Annotated in this window: 11 protein-coding genes, 1 pseudogene and 2 CRISPR repeat arrays (1 of these 14 only partly in view); of the genes and pseudogenes, 5 read left to right on the top strand and 7 right to left on the bottom strand. The window is 42.8% G+C overall.

The window, feature by feature from the left end; all coding sequences use genetic code 11:
* Positions 1-5: 5 nt before the first annotated feature.
* From ACT7WV_RS23675 to ACT7WV_RS23665, 3 genes are all read left to right on the top strand, one after another.
* Positions 6-1880, top strand: coding sequence for a hypothetical protein (locus ACT7WV_RS23675; protein WP_445105230.1), 1875 nt, complete (start codon positions 6-8; stop codon positions 1878-1880).
* Between the two features lie 492 nt (positions 1881-2372).
* A complete protein-coding gene (locus ACT7WV_RS23670; RefSeq protein ID WP_445105229.1) occupies positions 2373-3584 on the top strand; it encodes a DNA cytosine methyltransferase in 1212 nt (403 codons plus the stop codon).
* 24 nt (positions 3585-3608) lie between these two features.
* Positions 3609-4232: an Eco29kI family restriction endonuclease gene (locus tag ACT7WV_RS23665; protein WP_445105228.1), complete on the top strand. Its 624-nt coding sequence runs from the start codon at positions 3609-3611 to the stop codon at positions 4230-4232.
* A gap of 155 nt (positions 4233-4387) precedes the next feature.
* Here the strand turns inward: ACT7WV_RS23665 and ACT7WV_RS23660 are convergent.
* The 4 genes and pseudogenes from ACT7WV_RS23660 to ACT7WV_RS23645 all read right to left on the bottom strand — a co-directional run bounded on the left by ACT7WV_RS23660 (position 4388) and on the right by ACT7WV_RS23645 (position 7787).
* A pseudogene (locus tag ACT7WV_RS23660) lies at positions 4388-5395 on the bottom strand (transposase).
* A 278-nt stretch (positions 5396-5673) separates the two neighbouring features.
* Positions 5674-6303 carry a hypothetical protein gene (locus tag ACT7WV_RS23655; protein WP_445105227.1) on the bottom strand — a complete coding sequence of 210 codons (630 nt, stop codon included), beginning with the start codon at positions 6301-6303 and terminating at the stop codon, positions 5674-5676.
* A 289-nt stretch (positions 6304-6592) separates the two neighbouring features.
* Complete coding sequence (locus ACT7WV_RS23650) at positions 6593-6781, bottom strand: CPXCG motif-containing cysteine-rich protein (protein ID WP_445105226.1); 189 nt, start codon at positions 6779-6781, stop codon at positions 6593-6595.
* A 43-nt stretch (positions 6782-6824) separates the two neighbouring features.
* A complete protein-coding gene (locus ACT7WV_RS23645) occupies positions 6825-7787 on the bottom strand; it encodes a ribonuclease Z (protein ID WP_445105225.1) in 963 nt (320 codons plus the stop codon).
* Between the two features lie 340 nt (positions 7788-8127).
* Between ACT7WV_RS23645 and ACT7WV_RS23640 the strand changes: the two genes are divergently transcribed.
* A complete protein-coding gene (locus ACT7WV_RS23640; protein WP_445105224.1) occupies positions 8128-9279 on the top strand; it encodes a SpoIID/LytB domain-containing protein in 1152 nt (383 codons plus the stop codon).
* 284 nt (positions 9280-9563) lie between these two features.
* Here the strand turns inward: ACT7WV_RS23640 and ACT7WV_RS23635 are convergent, their stop codons facing one another.
* The 3 genes from ACT7WV_RS23635 to ACT7WV_RS23625 form a co-directional block, all read right to left on the bottom strand.
* The gene (locus ACT7WV_RS23635) at positions 9564-10805 is read right to left on the bottom strand and encodes an IS701 family transposase (protein ID WP_445101212.1); all 1242 of its coding nucleotides are present in this window, start codon (positions 10803-10805) and stop codon (positions 9564-9566) included.
* A gap of 292 nt (positions 10806-11097) precedes the next feature.
* Positions 11098-11442, bottom strand: a complete 345-nt coding sequence (locus ACT7WV_RS23630) for a transposase (protein ID WP_445105223.1) — start codon at positions 11440-11442, stop codon at positions 11098-11100.
* An 85-nt stretch (positions 11443-11527) separates the two neighbouring features.
* Positions 11528-11887: a COG3415 family protein gene (locus tag ACT7WV_RS23625; protein WP_445105222.1), complete on the bottom strand. Its 360-nt coding sequence runs from the start codon at positions 11885-11887 to the stop codon at positions 11528-11530.
* 109 nt (positions 11888-11996) lie between these two features.
* Positions 11997-13571: a CRISPR direct-repeat array (repeat unit 37 nt; unit sequence GTTTCAATCCCTGATAGGGATTCATATTAATTGAGAC).
* Between the two features lie 94 nt (positions 13572-13665).
* On the opposite strand from ACT7WV_RS23625, the gene ACT7WV_RS23620 reads away from it, so the two are divergent.
* The gene (locus ACT7WV_RS23620; RefSeq protein WP_445101212.1) at positions 13666-14907 is read left to right on the top strand and encodes an IS701 family transposase; all 1242 of its coding nucleotides are present in this window, start codon (positions 13666-13668) and stop codon (positions 14905-14907) included.
* Positions 14908-14971: 64 nt separating this feature from the next.
* Positions 14972-18719: a CRISPR direct-repeat array (repeat unit 37 nt; unit sequence GTTTCAATCCCTGATAGGGATTCATATTAATTGAGAC) (it continues 4644 nt past the right edge of the window).

Here is an 18719-nt window from a genome sequence, read left to right as displayed (position 1 = left end):
CAACTATGACCAATTCTGCTCCAGCCTCCCCAACGCCTGAAAGCCTGGTATTTGCAGCCTACCATCGGTCAACGCTCACGAGCGGCGACTATGAAATCCAGGTAAAACATACACTCCAAACTCAAAATGTTCCTGCCAATAACCGTGCCTACATCCCTCCCCAAACCTTCACAGCAACACGACGCTTTCGGGTTGAAGGCGAACGGTTTCAACTAAAACCAGAGGATATTCAGGCCGTTTTTCCGCCTCAAGGCAGTTTGGGCGATCATAGCAACGTCCTACCCCACATTATCTTGACCCACAGCACCCTTCCCTGGGAACGAAGTCCAGACGGCAGCACTGCACCCTACCCCTGGTTGTTACTCCTAGTCTTCAGCGAACAAGAAAAGCCAGAGACAAAAGTGATTACCTTGGGCGAACTAGCGACCCAAGGGGCTAAATTTCCAGCGCTTACCCTCAACGACCACCAAAAAGCAAGCGATCCAGTGAGTGTGATTGATGTCCCACGTCGAGTTTTGGAACCCTTGCTACCGAGTCGGGATGAGCTGGCTATACTAGCCCATGTCCGCCGCATCAACCTGAGTGGTGAGTCCATCAGCCGTACCGACTTGGATGACAGCGAGCAGGCGGTGCTCATTGCCAATCGCCTGCCACAACCGGGTGCAACGACCACCGTGCATTTGGTCTCCATTGAAGGTCGCTACACTGCTGGGGGCGGATTCAATTTCCAAAATGCCAGCCTTGATGATTCGATCCGTCTGGTGAGCCTGACTAGCTGGCGCTTCGCCTGTGTCACCAGTACCCAAACTTTTGCCAACATGATCAAGGGGTTAGAGCGAGATCATCGTTCATTCCGCTTGCCAACAAATACCAACAGTGATGCAGAGTCCTTCTTACAAGAAGGGTTTGTACCAGTTCGTCACGCGCTACGCCAGGGTGGAAACACGCTCTCCTGGTATCGCGGGCCATTTGTAACAGGGCAAATTAACGACAGCGTTGAGCTTCCCGTGCATACTTCTGATGCCCTGCTGCGTTACCACGCCAACGTTGGTATGTTTGATGTTAGCTACGCATCAGCGTGGGAGTTGGGGCGGCTAATGGCGCTGCAAAGCCCCACTTTCTCAACCAATCTCTACGAGTGGAAGCGTCTGCGCGATCAGCAAAACAAGCGCAACGAACGTTCAGAACAATCCGATCATCCCTACGAGATTGTTACAGTCAACACTAAGATGCCTGAATCTGTAAAAACCTGGCTGGAACAGCTGAGTTCTCTGCAAGGTGTGCCCTTTAAATACTTGGTACCTGATGAAAGGCTACTGCCTAAGGAGTCAATCCGGTTCTTCCAGATCGACCCAAACTGGATTCGTTGTTTACTCGATGGAGCCTACAGCATTGGACGGGTAACGCAAGCTGATTTTGAGCGCGATCGCGCCACGCCTATATCTATTCCTTATACTCATACCACAGGTGTTCTCATTCGCTCGGATCTAGTTTCTGGCTATCCCGGTTTACTCATTGATGCGTATGATGACCAGAACACTCCCCTAGCTGAATTGCGACGGCAGTCTCTCTCTCCAAATATATTGCTGTGCCTATACGAGGGTAATTTGCGCCATCTCGACATCCATCAAAAACCAGAGATGTTACATTTTGCGTTGGAACTTTTGGACTATAACCGCTATCGAAAGACTCTACGCAGACAAAATAATCAGCCAACCATCACCGGAGAACTGCGTGAAGGGCGGGTTGTTGCGATCGCAGATCTGGCTTATAAGTTAAGTCAAGCCCTACAAATGAATGCGAATCAGTTCCATTCGGGGTACTTGGCATGGCAAATGCTGGAAACAGCAGAACGGGTGAGCTTCGAGAGAAAAGATTAATCATAATTCGAGTTGAAAGACAGCACTCTTAAAAAAACCATAAACTGTAAGAACATGGAGCATCTTCAACATCAAAGAAGCGCCACCCTTTGTAATGTATGTGCGTTAGAAAACACGCATTGGAGAAACCGTTTACTGCTATCTCTGCTCAGGACAGACTGCTTTCTGGAAAGCCAACAGTAATAATCCTTATTACACAAGGTTTCTAGAGAAATTGTCCAACCGTTTTATCTCAAAATCAACTCAAAATTTGATAGATTATCAGCTTGACTCAAGAATTATCGAGAAATTGTTCAACCGTTCGTTATACGGCGTTACGGAGCAATAAGGCTTCCATATCCTAAAATTGTTTAACCGTTTTTTCGGTCTACATTGATTGTAGACTAAAAAAAACCGTCAAACAATTTGGAAGCTGTCCTACGATTCCAGGCTTTCTTTCTGAGTATCCTGCCAACTGATTCAGAACAGCTTCAATATGGATAGATAAACTCAATGGGTAATAAAATCCTGACAATGAACTCGGTTGAACTTTTCACGGGAGCCGGGGGGTTGGCGATCGGTATATCAAATGCAGGGTTTCGTCATCAAGCGGCGATCGAACGGGACAAAAATGCCTGCTTGACGATTCGATCTAATCAGCAGCGCGGTATCCAGTCCGTAGCTGATTGGCCTGTCTTCCCAGCCGATGTAACTCAATTCGATTTTACGACGCTCCAAGTCAAAGGTGAAATCGACCTCCTAGCCGGAGGGCCACCATGCCAGCCTTTCTCCCAAGGAGGCAAACACCAGGGGTGGGATGACTCGCGAGATATGTTCCCCCAGTTCTTCCGGGCTGTCCGAGAACTGAAGCCAAAGGCTATTCTAGTCGAGAACGTGAAAGGTCTGTTGCGTTCTTCTTTCAGCCAGTATTTTGAGTACATTATCCTGCAACTGACTTACCCGGAGATTGTGCAAAAGTCAGGTGAGGATTGGGTAGACCATCTATCAAGATTAGAACGACACCATACTGTCGATCACCACGATGGACTGTCCTACCGCGTAGTATTTCGCAATCTCAATGCAGCAGACTACGGCATTCCCCAAAAGCGCGATCGCGTTTTCATGGTAGGATTCCGCTCTGACTTGGGCGTGGAGTGGTCTTTCCCAGCACCAACCCATTCCCAGGAGGCAATACTTTGGGAACAATGGGTGACGGGTGATTACTGGGAAAGGCATCGAGTTCCTCTCTCCGAGCGACCGGAAGTGCCCAAGAAACAATGCGATCATATCTACAATCTCCAGTCCAGCTTGTTCCCACCTCTGACAAAGCCCTGGCGCACGGTGCGTGATGCTATTTCGGATTTACCAGTTCCGGGCAGTGAGGAAGGCTCTAGCAGGGTACTGAACCACGTTGTCATACCGGGGGCTAGAAAGTATCCCGGTCACACAGGTAGTCCCTTAGATCAATCCGCCAAAACGCTGAAGGCGGGAGTGCATGGTGTTCCCGGCGGGGAAAATATGCTGGCTTTCCACACCGGGGAGGTACGTTATTTCACGGTGCGAGAAGCTGCCAGGTTGCAAACTTTCCCAGATGAATACTTTTTTCCTCACTGTTGGACGCAGACGATGCGGCAGTTGGGAAATGCTGTTCCGGTCGCTTTGGCTGAGGTGCTTGCTTCTAGTATCAGAACGCATCTATTGAGAGTAAAGGCGATTCAGGCGTAGCCGCCGCTTGATAGAATCTACCCCATGCTAGAAATATTTAGAATCCCGCCCGATCTGTCAGAAAGTTTGATTGCTTTTTGTTCTAGACAAGATTGTTGTAACCTTCAAGAACTCAATGCTTTAAAGGCAGACTTGAGCCAATATGTGGGGGTCTATATCCTATATTACCGGGGCGACTTTTCGATGTACGAGCTAATTAAGCAGGCGAACTTAAATTCTTGCTGTATGCCAATTTATGTAGGAAAAGCAGCTTCTAGCGGTCGTCGGACTGGGCGGAAAACGATTGGTAGTACCTTGTACGGGCGTCTATTAGAGCATAAAAAATCGATTCAGGCTGTAGACAATCTTTTTGTTGAGGATTTCCAATTCCAAGTGGCGGCAATGGACATCGATTTAGTTTCTTGGGGGGAAGCGGTTTTAATTCGTCACTTCAATCCGATTTGGAATTGGGAAATATCGGGATTCGGGATTCATGACCCCGGCAGTGGGCGTGCTGGACAGAAACGTTCTGTATGGGATCAATTGCACCCAGGTCGTACTTTTGCAACCAAGCTTTCTGTAGCAAATAATCCGATTGATGTGAATGTTTTGGCAGTCAAAATTACAGAACACGGTCAACGGATAAAAGAGAAATTGGGCTGTACTTAAGGGGTTGTTACATAGACAAGCGTGAGGTGGGAGTCATGATGATAAGAAAAGTTTGTCCATGATCGCAGGAGAACGAAGCTACCCAAAAGGCATCTCCAGAAAGCTAAGAGTGTCTCCCTGACTTACTTTGAAGCCTTAAACTAACTTCCACAGATTTAGCTCGATTCAACGGCTCCATAAGCATCAGGGGCTTTTGTTGTTAATTTAACTGCCAAACTATCAAGGTTAATAATCTCATTTCTCTTTGAGTATTCAGGGGTTTTCACTGCCGAGAAAACTAACCGCTCAATTCTCAGTCTTACTAAACCACAAATGGTTAGGATAACTGACTCATATTTACTGGCTTCCAGACGAAATCTTTCTTGTGCTATTTTAAATATCTTGATTAAACGAATCACGTGTTCTACAAAAATGCGGTTAGAAGATAGCTTTTTATTGGCTTCTTTTTGCTGTGAGGTTAGTTCTCCATTTTTCGGTTTTTTCTGAGGAGTGCGAATTTGAAGTTCTCCTAGATAGGCTTGATCAGCACTAAATAGTTGATTTTTATCAAATTGTTTCAGACGTTCCCGCATCAGACTTATGTCACTTTTGGTTCCTGGTTTTCCTGCTACTACATCGATAATATCTTTACCTTTGGGCAAGACAATAAACTGATTTTTAAAAGTGTGATTTTTCTTCTTACCTGAGTAGAATGATTTTTGCTCTTGATAGTCTGAAGGTCTTGATCGGCTTTGCTCAGCGCTATCTACTATTAACTCCTGCTCTGCCAACATCTCAATAATTGCTTCCTCCTCTTCTTCGCACTTTTTTACTTGTTCTAGTAAGCTAGCTGGTAGTGATTCTCGCAACAGAACTTGCCAATAATTAAACATGTTATTGGCTGTCGATTCGCTTACTTGAAATAATAAGCCCAGAATCTGAAAGCTCAGATGATGACGTAAATAGATTAAAGTTAATATAATTTGTTCTTCAAGAGCAAGAAGAGAAGTCTTGCCACCGCCAGCACTAATCAGCCGAGTTTTCTTTTTCTCAATTTCTCTCTGTCTCTGCTCATGTCAAAGTTTGGCTTGTTCAATTAGTTGAATCAACTGCTCATAGCTAATTCCTACCAAGCGCTTGGCTTCTTGATGATTACGTTGCAAGTACTCCCAGGTATAACTCACAGTTTCTGCACCCCAAACGTTAATTAGTTATGCCTTAATTATCTCATAATTTATATTTTGGAGATGTCTAAAGATAAAAGAGAAATTGTTCTACCGTTTTATCTCAAAATAAACTAAAAATTTGATAGATTATCAGCTTGACTCCAGAATTATCGAGAGATTGTTCAACCGTTCGTTATACGGTGCTACGGAGCAATAAGGCTTCCACACTCTAAAATTGTTCAATCGTTTTTTTTGTCTACATTTACCGCGAGTCCCTTACCTTTCAAGAAAACGATTTATTGATTAGTGCTTGCTGAGTTAACAGGTAAGTAGAACTTCCAACTTATCCAAAAACTAATGATAGTATTCACGCTCGACACCAAAATTGCTGCCCAGAAAAAGTTCTTGTGGTTAGCAATGATAGGATTGATGATGAAAGAAAGAGCAACCGCAGCCCACAGGTTGTTAAACAACCACTGAATTTGAAGCTGAAGTCTTTGGCGATCCTTCGTCGTCAACAACAAGCCAAAGCCAAGCACATCAATGAATAAAACAGTAACAAAAATTATAAAAAAGTAAGGATACAGTTGTTTATAAAAACTTAGAACCGTAAAAGCAATACTCTGACTTATAACAATCACAAAATTTATGAGATATGCTTTCCCCTCAAATCTTTTTCTATCAAAAGTTTTCTCAAGAGACATCCAATTGCCATAAAAGAAACGAATAAGATTTAATATCAATAAACAAAAAACGAATGTTTCTTCAAAACGTGAAGGTGGTGTGAAATCTTTAGCCCAATCTCCTGCAATAAAATTGTGAAGCGCATTAGTCAAAGCTAGCCCAAGCATGACTACAACAACTTGCTTCAAAAACTCAACTTGGTGAGTTACAGTATCTATATCAGGAGTTACTCTCCCAGACATCGTAGATTAATGCTCTTTCATCAGTACTAGCTCTCTTTCTTCTATCAGTTTGGGGTGAAACCTTGAATTTTCATGGGTTGTATCCCCGAAAAATCGTCAATTTATCCGAAAGTGATGGAAGAATACTAATCCGCGCCTTCTTAAGAATTTACCAGCACCCTTTAGACTAATTCTACCAGTACTTACGCAAATTTCCTTGGGACAACCAATTCAGCTAAGTCATCTAGAGTTAATGGTGCTTGAGCACTATGGCGCACGTATGTGCTACAGAAAAAATTATTGAATTCTCTCAACCTTCGTATTCAGTATCAATTTCAATGTCGAGGGTGTCTTCATCAATGCGTACATACAAAATATTGGGACGACAACATATTTGACAATCCTCAATATAAGACTGCTGTCCGCCAGCACTGAAGTCAATAAAAGTTAAATTAACTTCGCCACAGTAGGCGCAGGTGTATTCAGCGGTGTTTTGCATGCTGTCTTCAAAACCTGATAGGGCAATTTTAATTGAGAGACTGCTAACCGCCAGTCTTTACTAGTTCTTTGGGCAGTCGCCGAGGTACATCATAGGTCAAGAAGTCATAGGCTAATTTTGTATTAGGGAAAATTGCCCGTGCTTCTTGAAGCAAGTCATCGAGAACAATACCATTGCCAGGAGCATAGCGAGGGCTAAAATGAGTCATAATTAGCTGCTTAGCACCAGCTCCTAAAGCCACTTGCGCCGCCATGGTGGAAGTGGAATGCAAGCGCTCAAAAGCCATCTGGGAATCTTGATGGGCGAAGGTAGCTTCATGGATCAACAGATCAGCATCCTGAGCCAGTTCAATCGCCTGCTCACAGAAGACGGTATCGGTGCAATAAGCAAATTTGCGACCAATTTCTGGCTCTCCACATAGTTCAGTACCCTTAATCTGACGACCGTCTGGTAAAGTTACTGTCTCGCCATTTTTGAGTTTACCGTAGAGTGGGCCAGAGGGAATACCCAAGGCATTAGCTTTTTTTACATTAAAACGTCCTGGTCTGTCTTTTTCTGTAACTCGGTAGCCACAAGCCGGGATACGATGCTTCAGGGGATTACAGCTCACTATGAATTCTTGATCTTCGTAAACTACTACCCCAGGCTCAATAGGATGGATTTTGAGGGGAAAGGCAAGGTTAGTACGAGAGTATTTTTGAGAAGCACGGAGATATTGGGCCAACTCAGCAGGACCGTAAATATCAATTCGATCTGTATTGCCAGCCAAACCACAGCTAGCTAAGAGTCCCATCAACCCAAAAATGTGGTCGCCGTGCATATGGGTAATGAAAATGCGGCTGATCTGACTAATTTTCAGGTCACTGCGCAGTAGTTGATGTTGAGTACCTTCACCACAGTCAAACAGCCAGACTTCTGCACGCTGGGGTAGACGCAGCGCCACACTGGAAACATTACGCGATCGCGTTGGCACTCCGGAGCTGGTTCCTAGAAAAGTAATTTGCACGTCGCTGCTCGTCAACCTCAATCAGGGAAAGGAAATTACATCTCCTTATTCCCTCATTATGGTACAAAGTTGATCAGACGAAAGGACGTTGCTTAACAGAGGTCAATCTCTCTAGCCTTGGAACTGTAAATATGCTACACATAGCAAAATAGATCTAACTGAAAGAGTACAACCTTGGGAAGATTTAACAGGTTTGTTCGACTATACACAACCAAGATTAATCTCTGCCGGTTTTTGCTCAAGAGGTTTGTATTAAGTGATCTAGGAACCGTACGGACTCAATGGAAATTACTTTTCAGCCCAAAAGCCATAAATTTTGTCGCGTGAGGAAGGCTGAAAAATGTCAACTGCACATTTACGAGTTTCTCTATTATTATCTATGCTCAAACAATTGATATTACTCGGAGGGCGTAATTGGTGGCTCTCTTTTTTATTGTGGATTTTCCTTATAGGCCCGGCTCAAGCAGCAATGCAGCTACGGGTGGCGATTGATGAGAATATCAGCCGCGTGACTGTGGGTAGTTCCACTAAAGCAGTTGTCCGCGATAGTACAGGACAGCAAGTGGGAGAACTAGAGGCAATGAAAGGCTTCGAGGCGAAAAGTGCTAGTGGTGGCGTATCACTAGGTGAGTGGCGATCTGGTCAACTCTGGGTTGAACCAACTGGAGATGGTTTTGTCTGGATTGGCGATCGCTGGTATCGGGGACGCACTCAGGTTGTTCCTACTAGTAAAGGTTTAACTGCCATTAACTACGTTGATCTAGAACAATATCTCTATAGTGTTCTAGGCGCAGAAATGAGTTCAAATTGGCCTTTGGAAGCTCTTAAAGCACAAGCTGTGGCGGCGCGCTCTTATGCACTCAATAAGGTTCATACTAACCGCAATCCCATCTATGATGTCGATGACACTACTACCTATCAAGTTTACAAAGGTCTGGAAACTGAAGCTAATACTACCCATCAGGCGGTAGATGCTACTACTGGTCAGGTGATGACTTATGGTGGACAGGTGATTCTCGCCGTTTTCCACTCTGCTTCGGGGGGACATACAGAAAATGTGGAAGACATTTGGACAAGTCCTCTACCCTATTTGCGGGGTGTCCCGGATTATGACGTAGGAGCACCAGTTTACGAGTGGACAAAAGACTTTTCTTTGGGCGAACTTAGTGGTAAGATTTCTGGTGTCGGTAATGTCATTGAAATGACGCCAGAACGTACGACTCCCCAAGGACGTATTATTACGATGAGGGTGAAAGGTACTGGCGGTAGTCGGAGTGTCAGTGGTAAGGATCTACGCAAAGTCCTAGGTCTTAGAAGTACGCTATTTTCTGTTGAACCTACTGGCAATGGTTTTCATATTAGAGGTCGTGGTTTTGGTCACGGACTGGGTTTAAGCCAGTGGGGAGCTCATAATTTAGCGCTTCAGGGTTTCGACTACCAGCAGATTTTGGCTCATTACTACCAAAACGCAACTCTCGCCCAGATGCAGTAGGATTAATAGTTCTCGCGATCGCATTATAGAAAGCGATCGCTTTCTCCGTATTTCAATCCCTGATAGGGATTCATATTAATTGAGACCGGCTTACGGGCTGATTGGCATTACCCACTCAATGTTTCAATCCCTGATAGGGATTCATATTAATTGAGACACTGTGTTCTCAAATCTTCTGTCAGGTAAACCTGAAATTTGTTTCAATCCCTGATAGGGATTCATATTAATTGAGACAGATATGGATACTTCTTTGCAATCTTTTACTAGTGGGACTTAGACAGATTTCAAGCCCAAACAAAGCCCAAAGCAGCTTTGTGAGCAAAGAATACGTCCCGATTGTGGTTCAACCACTCCATAAAACGGAAAGACATCGCTGTCCGAAACGCCTCTAATGCTTCAGTAAAGGTGTTTAAAGGTTTCGATGCCCAACGCCGTCTTAATCCTCCGGTTAAAGTGTGCCATAAAATAAATGTATAGGCACAAAACACAAGCATGAAATGTCTTATCAGGCTTCTATAATCTCTGACTTGATATTCAGATAAACCCAACCAGCCTTTGGCTTCCCGATAGAAAACTTCTACCCAATTTCTTTGAGAGTAGGTAGTTACTATCCAATCGGCTGTGGCTTTTGTTGATTCAACATTGGTAATAAAATAGTCAACATCACTAGCTTGGTCGAAGGTTGAGGCATTCATGACGATAGCAATTGTTCTCTTTCCTTCAAGCTGTGAGAGTTCAACTTCTACAGGAGCCACCCAAACGGTTTTCAGTTTATCTAGATTGATTTGAACAGGGGTAAAATCTTTTGGCGACAAGGATTCGGCTAACTTATCTAGGCGAATCTCTTCTCGTTGACTTATCCCTATTTCAATTATCACCTTACGGTTTTTGGCTAATCCTCCTATATACTTGAGTTTCCTTTTTTCCAGTTCCAGCAAAAACGTTGTGTTATTTCCATACCCAGCATCAATTAATACGATACCCGGTCGATATCCTCTGTTCATGCTGCGGTCAATTAATGCTAAGCCTAACTCCGGCTTTTTCTGGAATTCAATATCTTTTTTTCCTTCAGCTAAAGAACTAGCGTGTTGAGATAACTCTATATCTAACGGTAGGCTTTTTTTCCCATCATATAGATGAGTTGTTACCACTACTATTCCGTTGTCTGTCTTCCCGATTTCTCCAATGTACTGTCGTCCTACTCCCGCCGTGAAATTGCCACTTTTCCTATGTCCTGAGTCATCTACAATTAACGTGAATCCTCTACTTATTCGGGTTGGGCTACACTGATTCATCACCAGTAGACGCCGCTCATTTACCTGTTGAGCATTCCAGGGGGCTTCCGTTAAAAAATGATGTAATCGGTGGTAAGTCACTCCCACCGCGTTATCCGCCATTTGAGACAGGTTTTTTCCTTCACTTTCCCCTAATAATCCCCCAATATAGTTCCTAAACTCCCTTTTTTGCGCTTGATGTCTCCAGACATCATCAAAGCGTTTGCACCATCTATCGAAGCAAGGAGGCATGGCGGCGGGGGTTGTCTCTTTCCTGTCTTACACTCTAATGTCAAATGGCTGCCATGCCTAAATTATACCTTTATTAACTCTTTATTTTCGTTTAAGTCCCGCTAGCTCACGTTTCAATCCCTGATAGGGATTCATATTAATTGAGACTCCATCCCTCACCGCCTGAGATTGGAGCAAGGTTTCAATCCCTGATAGGGATTCATATTAATTGAGACCTGCGGAGCGTTGTTTGTTTGCACCAATTGGCAAGCGTTTCAATCCCTGATAGGGATTCATACAGCAGTTCCCGCTGTTACGAGGTACAGTAACAGCGGGAACTGCTGTAAATAACACTTGCACCTACTGCTTCAATTTTGGGTACAACTAATGTTAGTTTATGAGCTGGTAAATTATCCCTTACTACTACGGCTCCTGGCCATAATTGAGGACATAAAAATTGCTCAATAAATACAACAAATGCTGCCCCATCCAGAGAATCATTCATGGTCATTAGTGCTAGCACCTTCTCCCGACTAATTGCAGCAATAGCTGTAACTTTTGCCCCTCGGTAAAATGCTTTTAGTTGAGATACTCTTGTTCCTGGTTGCGAACGAGCATGAGTTCTGGACGCACCTAGTATCATCCCCGTTTCATCCAAGAATACTAGGTTTTATGGCTTGATGTCTTTGATTTTTTACCAATACTCCAATCTGAGTTTCTGAACTCGTTCTGTTGCCGCTTGGCTACTGTACCAGTTTTTTTTTACGGGGGAGCTCTAAGATTTGTAAATAGCGACACATCGCTGTTTTACTCACCCAATTTCCAGTTTTTTGTAAAAACAACTCGCCTAACTCTACTAAGGTGGCATCAGGATAATCTGCCACCAGTGCTCTGACCTCTACTTCGGCATTAGTCAAATGACTAAATTGTGGCTTTCCTCTCTTTTTTGGCTGTAAATTCCCCTCAGTTTTTTGTTGCTTCACCAATTTTTGAACAAGACTTTTACTAACAGAAAATCTGGCGGCAACTGTTCTAATTGACAGCTTTTGTACTAAATGTGCTGCCACGATTTTTTCTCGCAGATCGACTGAATATGCTTTCATTCGTTATGTTGCCCTTATCCAAAACTCAAATTAACTGTGCCCTATAACAGCGGGAACCGCTGTATTAATTGAGACCAGGATTTACAAACAAAATGGAAGTCCGCTAATCGGTTTCAATCCCTGATAGGGATTCATATTAATTGAGACCGCCAGTCAGTCCACGGGCCCCTTGCAGTCCCTGTAGTTTCAATCCCTGATAGGGATTCATATTAATTGAGACTTGCTGGGATTCTCTGCGCCAAGGCAAAAAAATAAATATCCCTTGGCTCTAGTTTCAATCCCTGATAGGGATTCATATTAATTGAGACGTAGTTATCTGGGTCGATAGGCGCGGCTAGATCGTTTCAATCCCTGATAGGGATTCATATTAATTGAGACTCAAGTCAATGTCACCGTAAAGCAGTTTCAGAAGTTTCAATCCCTGATAGGGATTCATATTAATTGAGACGTTGATAATTGCATGGAGACTAAAGATTAAATGTTTCAATCCCTGATAGGGATTCATATTAATTGAGACGATCAGCTCGGATGGTGAGCTGGTGCCACAGGAAAAGTGTTTCAATCCCTGATAGGGATTCATATTAATTGAGACAATTTTAGTAGGTGAAAACTGGGGTTTTTTTTATAGGTTTCAATCCCTGATAGGGATTCATATTAATTGAGACCTATTTTTGAGCAATCTGATTTGATGCTCTACATGTTTCAATCCCTGATAGGGATTCATATTAATTGAGACTTTCAATCCTGTTTGTAAGCGATTCAGGATTTAAGTTTCAATCCCTGATAGGGATTCATATTAATTGAGACGAGGCTTGTAGGTCTTCTGTCTTGTCAATTGCTGAGGTGGTTTCAATCCCTGATAGGGATTCATATTAATTGAGACTTGAAGACTGGATAAAGGAATGGCGGGCAGAAGTTTCAATCCCTGATAGGGATTCATATTAATTGAGACCTGCGCGTCTATCTCTGAACTGAGTTGGTCTGCCCAGTCTGTTTCAATCCCTGATAGGGATTCATATTAATTGAGACCTCAAGACGGTCAGCATACTGCTCTAGCTCTGATGATTTACGGTTTCAATCCCTGATAGGGATTCATATTAATTGAGACGCGGATGGGGGTGTAAACGGTTCGACCACGTGTTTCAATCCCTGATAGGGATTCATATTAATTGAGACTAAAGAGGAACTTTAGAGGAAAATAAGCATGAAAATGAGTTTCAATCCCTGATAGGGATTCATATTAATTGAGACCTTATCAATTCAGCCGCTCAAAAACCTTGGGGCATAGTTTCAATCCCTGATAGGGATTCATATTAATTGAGACAAGACCCGGACGGCATGCTGAGCCGATTTTTGCTGTTTCAATCCCTGATAGGGATTCATATTAATTGAGACTCTAAGGGCTTGGGAATTATCAGTCGCGCTATAAGTTTCAATCCCTGATAGGGATTCATATTAATTGAGACGGGTCTAGGTTACCCAAACTCCCCGCTGGCAAACTGTTTCAATCCCTGATAGGGATTCATATTAATTGAGACGCAAGCGCTCTGAAGCTAAAAAGGCTTATTACAAAGTTTCAATCCCTGATAGGGATTCATATTAATTGAGACTCAGGGGAGACCGACTTAAGTTCTTCCCTGACTTCTTGTTTCAATCCCTGATAGGGATTCATATTAACGGGACTTAAACGAAAATAAAGAGTTAATAAAGGTATAATTTAGGCATGGCAGCCATTTGACATTAGAGTGTAAGACAGGAAAGAGACAACCCCCGCCGCCATGCCTCCTTGCTTCGATAGATGGTGCAAACGCTTTGATGATGTCTGGAGACATCAAGCGCAAAAAAGGGAGTTTAGGAACTATATTGGGGGATTATTAGGGGAAAGTGAAGGAAAAAACCTGTCTCAAATGGCGGATAACGCGGTGGGAGTGACTTACCACCGATTACATCATTTTTTAACGGAAGCCCCCTGGAATGCTCAACAGGTAAATGAGCGGCGTCTACTGGTGATGAATCAGTGTAGCCCAACCCGAATAAGTAGAGGATTCACGTTAATTGTAGATGACTCAGGACATAGGAAAAGTGGCAATTTCACGGCGGGAGTAGGACGACAGTACATTGGAGAAATCGGGAAGACAGACAACGGAATAGTAGTGGTAACAACTCATCTATATGATGGGAAAAAAAGCCTACCGTTAGATATAGAGTTATCTCAACACGCTAGTTCTTTAGCTGAAGGAAAAAAAGATATTGAATTCCAGAAAAAGCCGGAGTTAGGCTTAGCATTAATTGACCGCAGCATGAACAGAGGATATCGACCGGGTATCGTATTAATTGATGCTGGGTATGGAAATAACACAACGTTTTTGCTGGAACTGGAAAAAAGGAAACTCAAGTATATAGGAGGATTAGCCAAAAACCGTAAGGTGATAATTGAAATAGGGATAAGTCAACGAGAAGAGATTCGCCTAGATAAGTTAGCCGAATCCTTGTCGCCAAAAGATTTTACCCCTGTTCAAATCAATCTAGATAAACTGAAAACCGTTTGGGTGGCTCCTGTAGAAGTTGAACTCTCACAGCTTGAAGGAAAGAGAACAATTGCTATCGTCATGAATGCCTCAACCTTCGACCAAGCTAGTGATGTTGACTATTTTATTACCAATGTTGAATCAACAAAAGCCACAGCCGATTGGATAGTAACTACCTACTCTCAAAGAAATTGGGTAGAAGTTTTCTATCGGGAAGCCAAAGGCTGGTTGGGTTTATCTGAATATCAAGTCAGAGATTATAGAAGCCTGATAAGACATTTCATGCTTGTGTTTTGTGCCTATACATTTATTTTATGGCACACTTTAACCGGAGGATTAAGACGGCGTTGGGCATCGAAACCTTTAAACACCTTTACTGAAGCATTAGAGGCGTTTCGGACAGCGATGTCTTTCCGTTTTATGGAGTGGTTGAACCACAATCGGGACGTATTCTTTGCTCACAAAGCTGCTTTGGGCTTTGTTTGGGCTTGAAATCTGTCTAAGTCCCATTAATTGAGACAGGTCTGCCTCCATCGGGAAAAACCTCTTGAAGGAAGTTTCAATCCCTGATAGGGATTCATATTAATTGAGACTTGGTATTGCTATTGGCTGATAGGCTATGCCTATGAATACTTGTTTCAATCCCTGATAGGGATTCATATTAATTGAGACGAACTGATAATACTCTCTACAAACTCATCAGTCTCGTTTCAATCCCTGATAGGGATTCATATTAATTGAGACTCTGCATAATGCGGCAATGCTAAGCAATCAATTGGTGCAGTTTCAATCCCTGATAGGGATTCATATTAATTGAGACTCTAAGAGCTTGGGAATTATCGGTCGTAGTATGCGTTTCAATCCCTGATAGGGATTCATATTAATTGAGACTTTCGACTTCGTACGGAAGCCCAAAGATGCAGCCAAGTTTCAATCCCTGATAGGGATTCATATTAATTGAGACTGGATATTGGAAAATAGAGGAGGGGAAGGGAATGGTTTCAATCCCTGATAGGGATTCATATTAATTGAGACAGCAGGTCGCCAAGCCGCCAAAAGAAAAGTCTTATGGTACGTTTCAATCCCTGATAGGGATTCATATTAATTGAGACTAGTCCAGATGAGCGTTCAGCGGCTTGTGAGGTTTTGTTTCAATCCCTGATAGGGATTCATATTAATTGAGACGCACCCTGATTATGGTACTGCTGTCCACATCTGTGTTTCAATCCCTGATAGGGATTCATATTAATTGAGACGATTCAGTTACCATAGGTTTTCGATGGTTTTTACGCGTTTCAATCCCTGATAGGGATTCATATTAATTGAGACGCGCCTCAAAGCGCCTACTGATTAGCCCCAGCTCGTTTCAATCCCTGATAGGGATTCATATTAATTGAGACCTAGTGAGTTGGTAAAGGCGGAAGAATCAAAGATGTTTCAATCCCTGATAGGGATTCATATTAATTGAGACAATGAGGCAAAAGGTGATCGCCTAGAGGCAAAAGGTGTTTCAATCCCTGATAGGGATTCATATTAATTGAGACGAAAATCAAGCTTTTTTCGGAGAGCTGAACAGGCTGTTTCAATCCCTGATAGGGATTCATATTAATTGAGACGAGGCAACTTTTATGCTACAACGTAGACCGAAAAGTTTCAATCCCTGATAGGGATTCATATTAATTGAGACCCCGTTTACTGCCCCCTCGCGGAGGGCGAAATCGTTTCAATCCCTGATAGGGATTCATATTAATTGAGACATGCACAGCGCCTCTGATAGATCCTCCGCAATGTTTCAATCCCTGATAGGGATTCATATTAATTGAGACCAAGATTGGACGCAGAGAATCCGGAAGAACTAGAGGTTTCAATCCCTGATAGGGATTCATATTAATTGAGACGCTGTGGCGTCTGATAGTGGGAATACTCTCTACCAAATGTTTCAATCCCTGATAGGGATTCATATTAATTGAGACTCTAAGACACACTTCACGCCATTCCTCACAAACTTCGTTTCAATCCCTGATAGGGATTCATATTAATTGAGACTGGCGGCAACACGGGCCAGTGAAACACCTCCAAGCGGGGAAGTTTCAATCCCTGATAGGGATTCATATTAATTGAGACTTGTAATACTTCTTCTGGCAGAGAAATATTGATTCTTTTGTGTTTCAATCCCTGATAGGGATTCATATTAATTGAGACCACTATTGCTTGTCTTTGGGCATCCGCAATTCCCCTGAGCCGTTTCAATCCCTGATAGGGATTCATATTAATTGAGACAAACTTTCTGATAAGTACATGGGCTTGTAAGGGTTGTTTCAATCCCTGATAGGGATTCATATTAATTGAGACCTTGGAAGGAAATATGGCTAGCTTGGTGCAGCTAGGTTTCAATCCCTGATAGGGATTCATATTAATTGAGACGCGCTCAAGCGGCAGAGAACCAACAGTTCCTGTTTCAATCCCTGATAGGGATTCATATTAATTGAGACGAGGCTAAACCCACACTAGCTCAACTTGATGCTGTTTCAATCCCTGATAGGGATTCATATTAATTGAGACTGTGGGGGAGATAACTGGGTAGATGATGAGGAAGGTTTCAATCCCTGATAGGGATTCATATTAATTGAGACTTGCGGTAATCACCATAGGTATAACCACGACAGATGTTTCAATCCCTGATAGGGATTCATATTAATTGAGACGAGGTGTGGTCACCCTCGCAGGCTATTTGCCCAGTTTCAATCCCTGATAGGGATTCATATTAATTGAGACCTATTAGAGGCATTCAGTAATCTCCCCAAGAAGTTTCAATCCCTGATAGGGATTCATATTAATTGAGACCCTAATCCTTTGATGTAAAAGCTCCGAGATAGCGTTTCAATCCCTGATAGGGATTCATATTAATTGAGACTAGGCTCGGTAACGGCCATAATCAAGAGTCTTATAGTACGTTTCAATCCCTGATAGGGATTCATATTAATTGAGACAATAAAGCAGATGCCACCCACAACCCGATAAAACACTTATCGTTTCAATCCCTGATAGGGATTCATATTAATTGAGACATTAGCTGAATTCCTTATTCACAACGAGTTTAGTGGTGCGGGTTTCAATCCCTGATAGGGATTCATATTAATTGAGACTGCTCCTCTTCTTTTTCCCTGGATGCTAAAGGGTTGTTTCAATCCCTGATAGGGATTCATATTAATTGAGACAGTCCATATAATCCCAGAAGGATAAGAATACTGAGTTTCAATCCCTGATAGGGATTCATATTAATTGAGACTCTATCTTTGTTAAATCCATAAGGATAATCACGTGCTGTTTCAATCCCTGATAGGGATTCATATTAATTGAGACGAGTCCCCGTCTAGCCGCAGTCCCAGCCCCAAGTTTCAATCCCTGATAGGGATTCATATTAATTGAGACTAGCCACCAATGAGAGAGCATTCAGCTTTGCTTTTGTTTCAATCCCTGATAGGGATTCATATTAATTGAGACTGTCTTCTGGTGTTTGTGGTTGCTTTGCTTCGTTTCAATCCCTGATAGGGATTCATATTAATTGAGACTTCATTAAGCCATTTTGCGTAATAAAAATCAGTGTTTCAATCCCTGATAGGGATTCATATTAATTGAGACACAAACATTTATGTAAGGTAGCCACAAGGAAATTGGCCTGGTTTCAATCCCTGATAGGGATTCATATTAATTGAGACATTCTATCAGCAACTGATAGATGCAGTAGGTGTTTCAATCCCTGATAGGGATTCATATTAATTGAGACGGGTCAGGGATGCTGTCTGGTGTGGAGTCAGCCAGTTTCAATCCCTGATAGGGATTCATATTAATTGAGACCCGAATAGTTTCCTTGGGAAGATTACTGAATGTTTCAATCCCTGATAGGGATTCATATTAATTGAGACGGCATTTCGACTTCGTACGGAAGCCCAAAAAGGCGTTTCAATCCCTGATAGGGATTCATATTAATTGAGACCCCAGATTCCTCTGTCTACTCAGCTACCTCAGCCTCCCCTGTTTCAATCCCTGATAGGGATTCATATTAATTGAGACCAGCCTGGTAGGCTCTCAAGTTCTCCCCGGTTGATGGTTGTTTCAATCCCTGATAGGGATTCATATTAATTGAGACTTCTGTTGCCGAGGGCATAGAAGCTGGGTTTCTCCGGTGGAGTTTCAATCCCTGATAGGGATTCATATTAATTGAGACTTCTCAGCCTCTTTTGCCCACTGCCGAAATAGAAGTTTCAATCCCTGATAGGGATTCATATTAATTGAGACCGAAC

The organism is Symploca atlantica LB2515 (assembly GCF_052546295.1).
Note: the sequence above shows the minus strand (reverse complement) of the source record. Positions and strands in the feature narration are given on the sequence as shown.

Excerpts from the sequence above, each read along its gene's own strand:
- ACT7WV_RS23675 (WP_445105230.1), top strand. The coding sequence starts at position 6 with ATGACCAATTCTGCTCCAGCCTCCCCAACGCCTGAAAGCCTGGTATTT.
- ACT7WV_RS23620 (WP_445101212.1), top strand. The coding sequence starts at position 13,666 with ATGCCTCCTTGCTTCGATAGATGGTGCAAACGCTTTGATGATGTCTGG.
- ACT7WV_RS23635 (WP_445101212.1), bottom strand. The coding sequence starts at position 10,805 with ATGCCTCCTTGCTTCGATAGATGGTGCAAACGCTTTGATGATGTCTGG.
- ACT7WV_RS23625 (WP_445105222.1), bottom strand. The coding sequence starts at position 11,887 with ATGAAAGCATATTCAGTCGATCTGCGAGAAAAAATCGTGGCAGCACAT.
- ACT7WV_RS23670 (WP_445105229.1), top strand. The coding sequence starts at position 2,373 with ATGGGTAATAAAATCCTGACAATGAACTCGGTTGAACTTTTCACGGGA.
- ACT7WV_RS23665 (WP_445105228.1), top strand. The coding sequence starts at position 3,609 with ATGCTAGAAATATTTAGAATCCCGCCCGATCTGTCAGAAAGTTTGATT.
- ACT7WV_RS23640 (WP_445105224.1), top strand. The coding sequence starts at position 8,128 with ATGTCAACTGCACATTTACGAGTTTCTCTATTATTATCTATGCTCAAA.
- ACT7WV_RS23655 (WP_445105227.1), bottom strand. The coding sequence starts at position 6,303 with ATGTCTGGGAGAGTAACTCCTGATATAGATACTGTAACTCACCAAGTT.
- ACT7WV_RS23650 (WP_445105226.1), bottom strand. The coding sequence starts at position 6,781 with ATGCAAAACACCGCTGAATACACCTGCGCCTACTGTGGCGAAGTTAAT.